Source organism: Phycicoccus flavus (assembly GCF_004025965.2).
GTDB lineage: Bacteria > Actinomycetota > Actinomycetes > Actinomycetales > Dermatophilaceae > Phycicoccus > Phycicoccus flavus.
Window position 1 is genome coordinate 1 of record NZ_SAYU02000093.1, and the last position, 12,863, is coordinate 12,863.

Annotated in this window: 12 protein-coding genes and 1 pseudogene; 3 read left to right on the top strand and 10 right to left on the bottom strand. The window is 76.5% G+C overall.

The features are described 5' to 3' along the window. The 4 genes from EPD83_RS18560 to EPD83_RS18575 form a co-directional block, all read right to left on the bottom strand. Positions 1–2,281 (bottom strand): phosphopantetheine-binding protein (locus EPD83_RS18560; protein ID WP_235950719.1); only part of this gene is annotated, 2,281 nt, incomplete at its 3' end. A gap of 113 nt (positions 2,282–2,394) precedes the next feature. Then, entirely contained in the window at positions 2,395–3,861 is a 1,467-nt protein-coding gene (locus EPD83_RS18565) for an HSP90 family protein (protein ID WP_165566987.1), read from the bottom strand. A gap of 178 nt (positions 3,862–4,039) precedes the next feature. Beyond that, positions 4,040–5,551 (bottom strand): protealysin inhibitor emfourin, encoded by a 1,512-nt coding sequence (locus tag EPD83_RS18570; RefSeq protein WP_128368461.1) that lies wholly within the window; start codon positions 5,549–5,551, stop codon positions 4,040–4,042. A gap of 123 nt (positions 5,552–5,674) precedes the next feature. Then, complete coding sequence (locus tag EPD83_RS18575; protein ID WP_164896860.1) at positions 5,675–6,193, bottom strand: MarR family winged helix-turn-helix transcriptional regulator; 519 nt, start codon at positions 6,191–6,193, stop codon at positions 5,675–5,677. Between the two features lie 81 nt (positions 6,194–6,274). Between EPD83_RS18575 and EPD83_RS18580 the strand changes: the two genes are divergently transcribed. Both EPD83_RS18580 and EPD83_RS18585 read left to right on the top strand, forming a co-directional pair. Further along, entirely contained in the window at positions 6,275–7,282 is a 1,008-nt protein-coding gene (locus EPD83_RS18580) for an SDR family oxidoreductase (RefSeq protein WP_165566988.1), read from the top strand. 11 nt (positions 7,283–7,293) lie between these two features. Beyond that, positions 7,294–7,641 (top strand): hypothetical protein, encoded by a 348-nt coding sequence (locus EPD83_RS18585; protein ID WP_128366638.1) that lies wholly within the window; start codon positions 7,294–7,296, stop codon positions 7,639–7,641. 30 nt (positions 7,642–7,671) lie between these two features. On the opposite strand, the gene EPD83_RS18590 is transcribed toward EPD83_RS18585, so the two are convergent. Together EPD83_RS18590 and EPD83_RS18595 are read right to left on the bottom strand one after the other, a co-directional pair. Next, positions 7,672–8,475, bottom strand: a complete 804-nt coding sequence (locus tag EPD83_RS18590) for an enoyl-CoA hydratase-related protein (protein WP_205859609.1) — start codon at positions 8,473–8,475, stop codon at positions 7,672–7,674. A gap of 47 nt (positions 8,476–8,522) precedes the next feature. Beyond that, positions 8,523–8,750: a hypothetical protein gene (locus EPD83_RS18595; RefSeq protein WP_205859610.1), complete on the bottom strand. Its 228-nt coding sequence runs from the start codon at positions 8,748–8,750 to the stop codon at positions 8,523–8,525. 16 nt (positions 8,751–8,766) lie between these two features. Between EPD83_RS18595 and EPD83_RS18600 the strand changes: the two genes are divergently transcribed. Next, on the top strand, positions 8,767–9,189 hold the full coding sequence (locus EPD83_RS18600; RefSeq protein WP_128366639.1) for a TetR-like C-terminal domain-containing protein: 423 nt from the start codon (positions 8,767–8,769) through the stop codon (positions 9,187–9,189). Here EPD83_RS18600 and EPD83_RS18605 read toward each other — a convergent pair. The 4 genes and pseudogenes from EPD83_RS18605 to EPD83_RS18620 form a co-directional block, all read right to left on the bottom strand. Beyond that, positions 9,180–9,749 (bottom strand): DUF721 domain-containing protein, encoded by a 570-nt coding sequence (locus EPD83_RS18605; RefSeq protein ID WP_128366640.1) that lies wholly within the window; start codon positions 9,747–9,749, stop codon positions 9,180–9,182. The genes EPD83_RS18600 and EPD83_RS18605 overlap by 10 nt on opposite strands. Then, complete coding sequence (gene recF, locus EPD83_RS18610; protein ID WP_205859611.1) at positions 9,742–11,169, bottom strand: DNA replication/repair protein RecF; 1,428 nt, start codon at positions 11,167–11,169, stop codon at positions 9,742–9,744. The genes EPD83_RS18605 and recF overlap by 8 nt, the downstream gene beginning before the upstream one ends. 8 nt (positions 11,170–11,177) lie before the next feature. Beyond that, complete coding sequence (gene gnd, locus EPD83_RS18615; RefSeq protein ID WP_128366641.1) at positions 11,178–12,356, bottom strand: phosphogluconate dehydrogenase (NAD(+)-dependent, decarboxylating); 1,179 nt, start codon at positions 12,354–12,356, stop codon at positions 11,178–11,180. Positions 12,357–12,516: 160 nt separating this feature from the next. Further along, positions 12,517–12,863, bottom strand: a pseudogene (locus EPD83_RS18620) (DNA polymerase III subunit beta); the annotation flags it as partial.

Below are 12,863 nucleotides of genomic sequence, written 5' to 3' on the forward strand. Positions count from 1 at the left end.
GGAGCCGGGCGGCGGTGTCACGGACGACCCGCGGGTCGTCGAGGTCGAAGTGCGCCGGCAGCACGCGGGCCAGCCCCCCGACGAGGCGGTCCGCCCCCGGGACGGTCCGGCCGTGGTGCACGGAGCCGACCACCCCACGGCGTTGGCCGGTGAACTCCGCGACGAGCCCGGTGAGGTCCTCGAGGGTGTCGGCGAAGTCCCACGGCCCGTCGTCGCGCCGGCCCCAGGGCACCCGGTGCCGGACGTGGCCGCCGCGCACCGTCCCGGGCCGGCCCACCGGGCGGGCGCCGGCGGGCGCCGGGAGATCGGCCCAGACCTGTCGGGCGCGTGCCTGCGAGCGCGCCAGGGCGGGCGCGACCTCGGACCAGCGCGCACCCGGGACGGGGTCCTCGCCCCGCAGCGTGCGGGCCAGGTCCTCGAGCAGGACGCCGAGACCGGTGCCGTCGAGCAGCAGGTGGTGGACGTCGAGGTACACCCCCACCTCGTCCCCGACGCGGCAGACGGCGACGTCCGCCAGGTGCGTCGGGCGGCGGACGCGCAGCGGCCGGGGATCGCGCACCTCGTCCCAGCGGTCGGCGGTGACGCGTCGGACCGGCACGGGGACCGCGCCCGGCGTCAGCTCCACGCCCGCGGGTCCGAAGCCGACCCCGGCGGTGAGGCCGTCGTGCCGCCGAAGCACCTGGGTCAGGGCGGCGGCGACGGCGTCGACGTCCGTGGTGACCACGCGAGGGTCGAGGACGACGGCGCACTCGACGGCGTACGGGTCGCCGGCCTCGTGCCGGACCGCGTCGACGAAGATGTCGCGCAGGTGCGGGAGGACGACGCCCGCGACCGGCCCGTCCGTCCCACCCACCGCGTCGCCGCGACCGTCGGAGCGGGCAGGCCCGCGTCCGGCCGCCACCGCGGCGACGGCGCCCTGGACCTCCCCGGCCGTCGTCCAGCGGTAGAAGTCCTCGACGCCGGCCCGCAGCCCGAACCGCCGGCCGAGGTCGTCCAGCAGGGTGAGGACGTCGAACGAGGTGATCCCGAGGTCGCGCAGCGCGGTGTCCGGTGCGGCCCCGACGACGCGGTCGACCGCGGCGAGAGGCTCCGGCGTCCCGGCCGGTCCGGTGCTCGGCAGCGCGGGGGCCGGTGGAGCGTCCGGCGCGGGAGCGACCGGGGCGGCCCCTCCGACGCACTCGGCCACGACGGCGTCGAGCGCGTCCAGGTACGCTGCGAGCAGCGCCCCACCCCCGGTCTCCGCGTAGGCCTCGACGACGACCTCACCCCCCACCACCTGCACCTGGACGTGCCGCGGGTACTTCACGACGTAGTCCCCGAGGGTCACCCGCCACACCCGCTGCAGACCCCGGGCGGAGGGGGCGGCGGCCAGCGAGACGAGCAGCTGGTCGGGTACCGGTCCCGCCGCGGCGCGCCGGCCCCGCCACGTCGCGACGAAGTCCTCAAAGCTGCCGCGCACGTGTGCCGCGCCACGGCCGTGGTCCCCGATCCGCACCGACAGGTGCGCGGTCGCGTTCCCGCTGCGACGCGGCGGGCTCTGCAGCAGCCGCTCGCTGACGACCGCACCCAGCGTCGTGCCGTCCGGGCCCGCGGTGGCGGCGGCGACCCGGGCCGCGGCCGCCCAGTGCAGGGCGAACGGGGTGACGCCGCAGGTCCGCGCCGCGGCGGCGAGCCGGTCTGCCTGCTCGGACGGGATGCGGGCGTGCGCGTGCGTCCCCGGGGCCGGGCGACGCGCCGGGACCGGCTCCCCGCCGCACGGCGTGCCGGTACCGGACGAGAGGCCGGCACCGGCCGCGGGCTGCGGGAGGGGGCGGGGGAGCGGTGCCCCGCCGTCGGCCGGGTCCCACGGCCACTCGGGCGCGGCGGCCGGGTCCCGACCCGCGAGGTGCCCGTCGAGGTCGGCGACGAGGGCGGCGAGTGAGTCCGCGTCCAGGAGCAGGTGGTGGGCCAGCAGCTGGAGCCGGTCGCCGTCGACCCGGTAGCGGAGCAGCCGGTCACCGCGCGAGGCGAGCAGGGTGTGGTCGCGCAGGTCGTCCTCGACGGCGAGCTCCCGCACGTCGTGGACCGGGTCGTCGAGGACGACCGGTCCGCGCGCCGTGCGCAGCACCCGGGCGCCCACCGAGGGCCAGCCGGCCACCGTGGCGGCCAGCGCCTGCTCGACCCGGTCCCGCGCCCGCGGGTCGAGGTCGAGCTCGACGAGGACACCGAAGTCCGCGCCGCGCAGCTCCGCCCGGAGCATCTCCGTGTCCGCTGCGCCGAGTGTGCTGAGGGTGCTCCGCACGCCGCCTCCCAGGGCCGTCCCCGACCGTCCCGGCTCGGGCGGTCGGCGAGGAGACCCGGTGGGCCCGCGGATCCGGACAGTCCCCGCCGCGAGGTCGACCGTCCGACGACGCGTCAGGCGGGGGCGCCGCCGGTCCCGACGGCGGTCACGTCCGCGGGGCGCAGCACGACGACGGCCGGGCCGTCGGTCCCGAGGGTGTCGAGCAGCCGGAGCACGCCCGGGCGGCGGGCGTCGACGACGAGGACGCCGTCGCGGGCGGCGGCCGGGCCGACGACGGGCCAGGTGTCCGGACCGGCGCAGGCGACGTCGCCGTCCATGACCCGGAAGTCCTCGAGGCTCACCGGGCCCAGGCTCGTGGGGACCAGGAGGGTGGAGCGCACGGTGTCCATGACGTCGGCGTGCTCGACGGCGGCGGCGACGAAGGCGTCCTCGTGGACCTCGGTCAGCCGGCGGAACCGCTCGGGGTCGTAGGCCTCGAGGAGGATGAGCTGGGCGAGGATGCCGCGGGCCAGGCCGGTGCGGACGTCGGCGAGCGCGGGCCCCGGGGCGAGGGCGTCGCCCTCGGTGCGCAGGGGCAGCCGGCCGGCGTCGAGGACGACGACGCAGAAGCCGGCCCACTCCGGCACGAGGTCCGGCGGCCCGTCGGCGATGCGCAGGCCGCCGGCCATCACCTGCGGGGGTGCCGGCTCGCCCTCGGGCCGGGTGGGCAGGACGAAGGCGACGGCGCGGGTGCCGCAGACGCCGTCCCCGAGCGGCAGCACGGCGAGCGGGTCGACGCCCAGCCGCTCCCGGCACCAGTCGGCCTGGGCGTCGGCGTCGAGGTCGAAGAGGGGGCCGCCGCCCTCGACCGGCGCGCCGTCGACCTCGACGGGCACGCGCAGCTGGTCGGCCGCCCCGGCGACGAGGGCGGGCAGGGCCTCGCCGCGCACGGCGGAGCGGTGGTCCTCGAGGACGTGGAGGCGGACCTCGGTCCCCGGCTCGGTGAGGGTGGAGCCGGCGAGCGAGAGGCGCACCGTCCCGTCGGCGCGGATGACCGCGCGCAGGGTGGCGGCCTCGGGGTGCTCTGCGGAGCGGGCGCGGATCTCGACGAGCTCGGCCACACGCAGGCAGGCCCGGATCATCGCGTCGAGACCCGAGGGCTGCGCGGACGAGGACTCGGCGGCCGTGACGTCGGCGCCGCTCACCGAGGCGGAGAGTAGCCCGCGCACCTGGGCGCCGGTGAGGCCGACCCCGTCGTCGCGGACCACCAGCGGCTCGAGCGCGGTCGGTGACGAGACGCGGATGCGAGCGTCGAGGTCGGGCTCGAGGGCGGTGCGGGCCTCGACGCCCCGGGCGGCGGTGAGGAGGACGAGGTGCAAGGCGCGGGCGAGCGGCCCGTCGCACGCGGGGCCCACCTCGCGTGCGGGGCGCGGGACGGTCAGGCCGTGGACAGGGGAGGTCACGGCCTGACCGTGCCGCGGCCGGTAGGCGGCTCCGTCGGCGCCCGGTGGGGTGTCCGGGCGCTCCAGGGTCAGGGTCCCGGTGGGCCGCGTCGGCCGGGTGGCAGGGTCGGCGTCGGGGCCGACGACGGAGGTGTGCATGGTGAACTGGCTCCGAATCCGTCGCGACGGGGCTGCCAGTGACCCCGCCTCGGTGGGTGAGGGTCCGGAGTCTGCTCCCGCACGCCGGCGGCGCGGCGGGCGTTCCCGGGCGGGGTCCACCGCTCGGGCCCGCCGAAGGGGCCGAACGGACGACCCCGGCGTCCCCGGGCGCCCGGCCTCAGACGCCGGGGTCGTCGTCCGTGGCGTCGAGGGTGCGCTCGAGGAGGGCCTGGAGGTCCTCGTCCAGCGCGGGCTCCGGCAGCTGGACGTCGACGAGCGGCATCGCGCAGGCCACGCCGTAGCAGAACGCGTCGGGGCGGCTGCGGGCCGCGTCGTCGGCGGACTCGGCGACCACCTGGAACCGCTCCTCGGCGAGCAGCATCTGCCAGCGCCGGGTGTCGGAGTCCTGGAGCATGCCGATGACGACGGTGCGCTCCCGGACGATGCCCGCGACACCGCCGGTGCGGCGGACGGTGACCGGGGTGTCCGCCGGCGGCTCGCCGTACGGCCCGGGCGGGGTGTCCGGCGCGGGCGGGAGGTCCGGGCCGTCGCCCGACGGGGCCTGCGTGCCGTCGGCGCCGTCCGTCCCCGCGTCCGCCGGCCGGGCCGGCCCGTCGACCGGGAGCCCCACCCCGGCCCAGGCGGCGGCGACGGCGGCGGCCTCGCGGGACCCCTCGCCGTAGCGGGCGACCGCGGCGGAGTGGGTGAGCCCGGCGAAGGTCGCGAAGTCGCAGTCGGCGCGGATCTGCCCGAGCACGGTGTCGTACCAGACCTGGCCGGCGACCTCCCAGGCGTGGCCGCCGAGCGCGACGGCGAGGTCGTGGAACGCCTTGTTGGGGATGCCGGAGTTCGTGTGCACGCCCCCGTTGTCGTCGCTGGTCTCGACGTAGCCGTCCATGTGCGCCGGCTGCGGGTCCCGGCCGAGCCGCGGGTCGTCGTAGGCCGTGCCCGGGGCCGCCATCGACCGCAGCGCCCGGCCCTGGACGCCGGGCGCGAGGAGCTCGGCACCGACGAGCCAGTCGGCCTCGTCGGCGGTCTGGCCCAGCTGGTACTGCTTGACGAGCACGCCGAAGACGTCGGACACCGACTCGTTGAGCGCCCCGGACTGCCCCTGGTAGTTAAGCCCGGAGGTGTACTGGGTGACCCCGTGCGCGAGCTCGTGGCCGATGACGTCGACGCTGCGGGTGAAGCCGAGGAAGATCGTGCCGTCGCCGTCCCCGAAGACCATCTGCGTGCCGTCCCAGAACGCGTTGTCGTAGTCCCGGCCGTAGTGGACGCTCGCGACCAGCGGCAGGCCCTTGCCGTCGAGGGAGTTGCGGCCGTAGGCCTCGTGCCACAGCCGCCACGTCGCGCCGAGCCCGTCGTAGGCCTGGGTGACGGCCTCGTCGCCGGTCTCGGGTCCGCCCTCGGCGCGGACCTCGACGCCCGGCAGGGTCGTGCCCTGCTGCGCGTCGTGGACGGCGCGCCGGGGGCCGGCGTCGGTGCCGGGCGCGAGGTGCGGCGGCGTCCCCCGGGTCTCCGGCCGGGCGTCCGCCATGACCCGGCCGCGGCGGACGAGGTCGTCGACGCGCAACGTCTCGGACGCCGACCGGGACACGTGCGTGTCCCCGGACGCGGCGAGCGCCGCGAGGAGGTACGGCGGGACGATCGAGCAGCGGTGCGGCTCACGCGGTGCGGCGGAGGAGGTCATGGGTCCCACGATGCCCCCGACCACCGACAGCCGCGAGCGGGACGCGCGGCACGAGAACCGCCGCGACAGCGGCCCCCGGACGTCCCGACGTCCCGGGGGCGGCCCGGTCGTGGGATGGGTCTCTCAGCCGAGGACGGACGGGTCGGGCTCGCCGGCGACGGCCGCGAGCGCCACGAGGCCACGGGTCAGGGCGGTCCGGTCCTCGGGATCCATCCGGGACAGGAGGTCGACGACCATCCGCCGTCGCTCGGCCCGGACGCCGTCGAGGATCTCGCGTCCGCGCTGGGTGACCGCGAGGTCGAACCGGCGGCGGTCGGTGCGGGAGCGCACCCGGCTCACGAGGTCGGCCGAGACCAGCCGGTCGACCATGCGCTTGGCCGTGGAGGTCGTGACGTTCTGGTGGCGCGAGATCTCGGCCGCGCTGGCCCGTGGGTGGCTCGCGACCAGGATGAGCGAGCGCATCTGTCCCGCCGTGACGCCGTGCCCGCGCCGGGCGTCGGCGAGCGAGGTCGACAGGACGGAGGAGAGGACCCACAGCCCCGGCACCCCCGCGTCCAGCATGGGGACGACGTCCACGCCCTCCGGCCCGCCCGCGGCGCCGTCCGGCTCCTCGCGCCCCCGCTCGGTCCACATCGTGGTCATCCCCTTAGCCTCCCGGAATGCATGCACTGGTGCAACTGTTCGTCCTAAAAGAGCATTCATTGGCACGAAGGAGCAACACGCATGGGTAGGGTCGTCGCGATCACAGGGGCGAGCGGGGGCATCGGTCGAGCCAGCGCACGGGAGTTCGCGAGGCGCGGTGACGACGTCGCCCTCCTCGCCCGCGGTCGTGCGGGACTGGAGGCCGCGGCCGAGGAGGTCCGTGCGGCCGGCGCGCGGGCCCTCGTCGTGCCCGTCGACGTCTCCGACCCCGACGCCGTCGAGCTCGCCGTCGCGAAGGTCGAGGACGAGCTCGGGGAGATCGACGTCTGGGTGAACGTGGCCTTCACCTCCGTGTTCGCCCGGTTCGACGACATCGCCCCCGAGGAGTTCCGCCGGGTCACCGAGGTCAGCTACCTCGGGTACGTGTACTCGACGATGGCCGTCCTGGAGCGGATGCAGGAGCGCGACCGCGGCGTCATCGTCCAGGTCGGTTCGGCGCTCGCCTACCGGGGTATCCCTCTCCAGTCCGCGTACTGCGGCGCCAAGCACGCCATCCAGGGCTTCCACGAGGCGTTGCGGTGCGAGCTCCTCCACGACAGGAGTGGTGTCCACGTGACGATGGTGCAGATGCCGGCCGTCAACACCCCGCAGTTCTCCTGGGTGCTCTCGCGGCTCCCCCAGCAGGCGCAGCCCGTGCCGCCGATCTACCAGCCCGAGGTCGCGGCCCGCGCCGTCGTGTTCGCCGCGGACCACCCCAAGCGCCGCGAGTACTGGGTCGGCGCCTCCACGGTGGGCACGCTCGTGGCCAATGCCGTCGTCCCCGGTCTCCTGGACCGCTACCTCGGGCGCACGGGGTTCTCCTCGCAGCAGACCGGTACGCCCCGGCCCGCCGACCAGCCGACGAACCTGTGGCGCCCGGCCGACGGTCCGCAGGGCCGCGACTACGGCGCGCACGGCGCGTTCGACGACCGGTCGCGCGACCGCAGTCCCCAGCAGTGGCTGGCCCAGCGGTACCCCCAGGTCACCGCGGCGGCCGGCGCCCTCGTCGCGCTCGGGGCCCTCGGGGCCGGTCTGGCGCGGCGGCGATGAGGCCCGGCGGCGTGCTGCCCCGGCTCGCCGGGACCGGCGGCATCGTGTGGGGGGCGGTGCTCCTCGCCTCCGGCGACGAGGTCTGGCGCCGGCTCGAGGGGCGCGACCCCGACCTCGTCGAGGAGCTCGGCATCCGGGTGCTCGGCGGTCGGCACCTGCTGCAGGGCCTGGCCCAGCTCGTGGCCCCTCGCGCCACCTCCGGCGTCGTCGTCGGGGTCGACGTGGTCCACGCGGTGACGATGGGTGCGCTCGCCGTCGGGTCGAGCACTCGCCGTCGGGCGGCCCTGGTCACCGGCGGGGTGGCGCTCGCGAGCGCGGCCGTCACCCGTCTCGGCCGGCGCTCCGACCGGCCGCGCTGAGGTCGAGCCGGCCGCGGGCCGCGCCCGGGGTCACCGACGGAGGGCGGCCGCCATCCGCTCCTGCGCGAGTGCCGAGTGGAACAGGTCGCCGGAGATGCGGGCCATGACGTCGCCGTCGCTGTCGAAGTCGGCGAGCAGGTCCGCGGTCAGGATGCCCTTGGCCACGGTCAGGCCCTGACGCGCGCCGGCCCGCAGGTCCTCGAGCACGGCTTCCACCGCGGCGTCCATCCCGGCCTCGTCCGCGAGGTGGGTGACGAGCCCGGCCTCCCGGGCGGCGCTCGCGTCCACCGTGCGGCCGGTGAGGAACCAGTCGGCGGCGGTGCGCGCGGTCAGCCGGTGCCGCAGCGGGATCGAGATCGTGGCCGCGGCCAGCCCCAGCCGCACCTCCGTGAGCGCGACGGTGACGTCGTCGCGGCAGACCACGACGTCGGCGCTCGCCACCAGGCCCAGCCCGCCGGCCCGCACCGGACCGTCGAGCCGGACGACGACCGGCACCGGCAGCGCGACCATCGCGCGCTGGAGGTCGATGAGCGAGCGCGCCGTCTCCACCATGTCGACGGAGGCGGCCTCCCGCAGGTCGGCACCGGCGCAGAACACCCGCGCGCTCGAGCGCAGCAGCACCCCGTGGACGGACTCGTCGTCGGCCAGGTCGGCGAGGTGGCCGCGCAGGTCGGCGACGAGCCGGCGGGACAGCGCGTTCCGGTTGGCCGGGGAGTCGAGGGTGAGGACGGCGATCCGGTCCTCGTCGTCGCGGGTGACGAGCGGGCCGTCGCGGCCGTCCGTGCTCGGCGGCCGGTCGGCGTCCGGGGGAGGGGTCCGCGCGTCGTCGTTCACGCCCTCGACCCTAGCCGCGGCCGACGGGGGCGCCGGCGGGGGCGCGGTCAGGCCGCGGTCGTCACCCGGAAGACGGGGAAGCCGGGCGCGGCGGCCGCGAGCTCGGCGTCGGTGGAGTCCTTGGTGAGCCCCTCGACGAAACGGCCGACCTCCCAGCCCCAGCGCCGCAGGTAGACGCGCAGCACGGGAGGGCGTCCGGCGGGCGGGACCTCGGCGAGCACCACCCGCTCGACGCGGCGTCCGACCCGCAGCTCGGCCTCGCCGGACGCGCGCACGTTGCGGACCCACTCCGTGACCCCGCGGGGCGCGACGAGGTACGCGCTGCTCTACGGCAGCCCGGTGCCCGGCTACGCCGCCCCGCCGGAAGGGACGACGGAGCCCGGCACGCGGGTCCCGTTCGCCCTCGCCCGGCTCGTCGCGGAGGGTGTGGCGCGGGGTGAGGTGAGCGACGCGGGCGGACCGGCGGTGACCGACGCCGGGCTCGCGTCCGACCTGCGGCGGGCGGCGGACGAGCTGGGCCTGGCGGCCGGACCGGGGGTCACCGCGCGGGCCCTGTTCCTGTGGGCCACGCTCGTCGGGGCGACGAGCCTGGAGGTCTTCGGACAGTACGGCGCCGACGCGTTCGCCGACCCCGTGGGCCTCGTCGCCCACCAGCTGCGGCTCGCGCTGGCCGTCGTCCGCGACCGCCCGGGGGAGGGCGCGGCTCAGCCGTAGGTGTCGCGAGGGCCGCGGCCGTCCTGGGTGCGGTGGCGGCCCCGGGACCAGGTCGGCGCGCTGGGACCGACGATCCGCAGCTCGGCGACCGTGCCGTCGCCGACGTCCGCGGCCAGCCGGCTCATGAGGGAGGACTCCAGGAGGCGCAGCTGCGTGGCCCAGGCGGTGGAGTCGGCGCGGACGGTGAGCACGCCGTCGACGAAGTCCGTGGGGTGGGAGTGTGCCGCGACCTCGGGGCCGACGATGGCCGGCCAGCGGCCGATGACCGAGCCGACGGCGACCTCGGAGCCCCACCCGCGCTCGGTGACGAAGCGGTCGATCTGGTCGCCGAGCAGCTGGGGGTCCCGGCCGCCGGCGCCCCGCCGCTCGGCCGGGACGCCGCGCTGGCGGCGCCTGGGCTTCAACCCCGGGCGCAGACCCTTGGACCGGGCGGCGGCGCGGGCCCGGGCCAGCGCCTCGGTCGGGGCGAGGACGTCGTCGCCGGGGTCGCCGGGGGTGCCCTCCCCGGCGGACCCCGGTGCTCCCGGACCGGGCGGCACGGCGGGTCGGTCGTCAGCCATCGCGGGCCTGCTCGTCGTCGGCCCCTGCCTCGTCGACGCCCGGTCCGACGTCCGCGCCGGCGTCGTCGACCGCACCGTCGTCGACCGCGGTGTCGTCGGCCCGGTGCTCGTCGGCCGCTCCGGGCACGTCAGGCGCGTCGGCGGGGTTCGCCGGGGAACCTTCGGGTTCGCCGGGGTTCGGTTCCCCGGCGAACCCGAAGGTTCCGGGATCAGGCGAGAAAGTGGGGGACTCGAGCCGGCCGAGGCGGACCCGGTAGGTGCGCCCGGCGAGCGCGGCCGGGACGTCCTCGGGCACGGCGGCGGTCACGAGCACCTGCTCGGCGTCCCCGACCATCGCCGCCAGCCGCTCTCGCCGTCCGGAGTCGAGCTCGGCGAAGACGTCGTCGAGGACGAGCACCGGGTCGTCCTGCAGGTCGGTCCGCAGCAGCTGGAACGCCGCGAGCCGCAGCCCGAGGGCGAACGACCACGACTCGCCGTGGCTCGCGTACCCCTTGGCCGGCAGCTCGCCGAGGGTGAGGACGACGTCGTCGCGGTGCGGGCCGACGAGGCAGACGCCGCGCTCGACCTCGGCATCGCGGACCTCGGCCAGCGACGCGAGCACCTCCTCGCGCAGCTCGGCGATCTCGAGCACGTCGCCGTCGGCCAGCCGGGCGGCGGTGGCCTCCCGCAGCGACGAGCGGTACGCGACCCGGGCGTCGGACTGCCCGGCGCTCACCTCGTCGTAGGCCTTGGACAGGTAGGGCCCGAGGTCGCGCAGCAGGCGCAGCCGGGCGTAGAGCAGCTGGGAGCCGACGGTGGCCAGCTGGTCGTCCCACACCGACAGGGTGTGCAGCGCCGAGGCGGCCTCGCTCGCGGGGTCCAGCGTCTCGGACCCCGGCCGCGGCCGGCGGCCCCGCGCCCGCCGCGAGAGGTGGGGCTGGGCCGACTTCAGCAGGGCCGATCGCTGCTTGACGATCCGGTCGTACTCCTGGCGCACCCCGGCCCACCGCGGCTGCCGGGCCACGAGGAGGTCGTCGAGGAACCGCCGCCGCTCGCCGGGGTCGCCCTTGACCAGCGCCAGGTCCTCCGGGGCGAACAGGACGGTGCGCAGCGACCCGAGCACCTCCCGCGGACGCACCGGCGAGCGGTTGAGCCGGGCCCGGTTCGCCTTGCCGGGCGTGATCTCGAGCTCGACCATCGTCTCGCGGCCGCGGCTGACGACGGCGCCGCGCACGACGGCCCGCTCGGCGCCGAAGCGCACGAGCGGGGCGTCGGTGGCGACGCGGTGGCTCGACAGCGACGCGAGGTAGCCGAGCGCCTCGGCCAGGTTGGTCTTGCCCTGGCCGTTGAGCCCGACGAGCGTGGTGACGCCCGGCCCGAGCGGCAGCTCGGCGCTGGGGTAGCTGCGGAAGTCGGCGACCGACAGGTGCCGGACGTGCACCCGGCCGCTCAGCCCTTCTTCGCCGCGCGCGAGCCGCTCCCGGCCTTCTTGGCCGCCGCCTTCTTCGCCGCGGTCTTCCCGCTGCCGCTCCGCTTCGTCGCGGCGGAGCTCTTCTTGCTCGCCCCGGCCTTCTTCGACGCGCTGCTCTCGCGGCCGGGCGAGGCCGGACCCGCCGTCGTCGCGTCGGCCGACTTCTTGGCGGCGGCCCTCTTGCTCGGCGCCTTCTCCTTGCGCGCGGCCTTCTTCGTCGCCTCGTCGGCGCTCTTGGGCCCCTCGACGCTCTCGGCGCGCAGGGTCTCGCCCTCGGCGACCGTCATGACTTGGTGACCGCCGAAGCCGCCACGCAGCGCGGCGACGGCCTGCATCGTCGGGCTCGTCGCCTGCCGCGAGGCGAACCGGGCGAACAGCGCCGAGGTGATGACCGGCATCGGGACGGCGAGCTCGATGGCCTCCTCGACCGTCCAGCGGCCCTCGCCGGAGTCGGAGGTGTAGTCCGAGACGTCGTCGAGGGTCGGGTTCTCCTCGAGCGCGTCGACCATGAGGTCCAGCAGCCAGGACCGGACGACGGTGCCACGGCTCCACGCCTTGAACGCGCCGGGGACGTCGTCGACGATGTCCTTCTTCATGAGCAGCTCGTAGCCCTCGGCGTACGCGGCCATGAGCCCGTACTCGATGCCGTTGTGGACCATCTTCGTGTAGTGCCCGGCGCCGACCTTCCCGGCGTGGACGAACCCCTCCTCGCGCGGGCCCTCGGGCCGCAGAGCGTCGAAGATCGGCATGGCCTTGCGGATGTTGGCCTTCGTGCCGCCGGCCATGAGGCCGTAGCCGTTGTCCAGTCCCCAGATGCCGCCGGAGACGCCGCAGTCGACGTACCCGACGCCCTTGTCCTTGAGCAGCTTCTCGTTCTCGACGTCCTCGACCCACTTGCTGTTGCCGCCGTCGATGACGAGGTCGCCCGACTCCAGCAGGTCGCCGAGCGCGGCGACGGTGTCCGAGGTGGGCTTGCCGTGCGGCACCATCACCCAGACCACCCGCGGGGCGTCCAGCTGCTTCACCATGTCGGCGAGGCTGCTGGAGTCCGAGACCGCGGCGTTGCGGTCGTACCCGACGACCTCGTGCCCGGCTCGGCGCAGCCGCTCGCGCATGTTGCCGCCCATCTTCCCCAGGCCGACCAGTCCCAGCTGCATCCCGTGCTCCTCGTCCGTCGTCGGTGGTGCCGTGCTCGCAGGCTACTCAGGTCCGCCCGCCCCGTCGCCTGGCCGTCGGCCGTGAACCTCCTGGACGCGGTGCGCCCAGCACCCGGCGGGACGCCGTCCGGTCGTGCGCCCGGCCGCAGCGCGCGGGGGGTCAGGAGGCGTAACGGACCGGCATGAGGACGTAGCGGTAGGAGGTGTCGGCGTCACCGTCCTCCTCGGGCTGGCCGGAGAGGACGGCCGGACGCGAGGCCTGGGTGAAGGAGATCCGCGACCAGTCGGTGCCGACGGCGCCCAGGCCGTCGAGCAGGTAGCCGGGGTTGAACGCGATCTCGATGTCCGGCCCGGTGAGCCGGCACTCGACGGCCTCGCTGGCCTGGGCGTCGTCGCCGGTGCCGGCCTCGATGGCGACCTGGCCCTCGGAGAAGCGGAGCCGCACGGGCGTGTTGCGCTCGGCGACGAGGGCGACGCGCTTCACGGCCTCGACGAGCTCGGCGGTCC

Bases quoted from the DNA above. Each gene is read 5' to 3' on its own strand.
- EPD83_RS18580 (WP_165566988.1), top strand. From the start codon at position 6,275: ATGGGTAGGGTCGTCGCGATCACAGGGGCGAGCGGGGGCATCGGTCGA.
- EPD83_RS18570 (WP_128368461.1), bottom strand. From the start codon at position 5,551: ATGACCTCCTCCGCCGCACCGCGTGAGCCGCACCGCTGCTCGATCGTC.
- EPD83_RS18605 (WP_128366640.1), bottom strand. From the start codon at position 9,749: ATGGCTGACGACCGACCCGCCGTGCCGCCCGGTCCGGGAGCACCGGGG.
- gnd (WP_128366641.1), bottom strand. From the start codon at position 12,356: ATGCAGCTGGGACTGGTCGGCCTGGGGAAGATGGGCGGCAACATGCGC.
- EPD83_RS18565 (WP_165566987.1), bottom strand. From the start codon at position 3,861: ATGCACACCTCCGTCGTCGGCCCCGACGCCGACCCTGCCACCCGGCCG.
- EPD83_RS18575 (WP_164896860.1), bottom strand. From the start codon at position 6,193: ATGACCACGATGTGGACCGAGCGGGGGCGCGAGGAGCCGGACGGCGCC.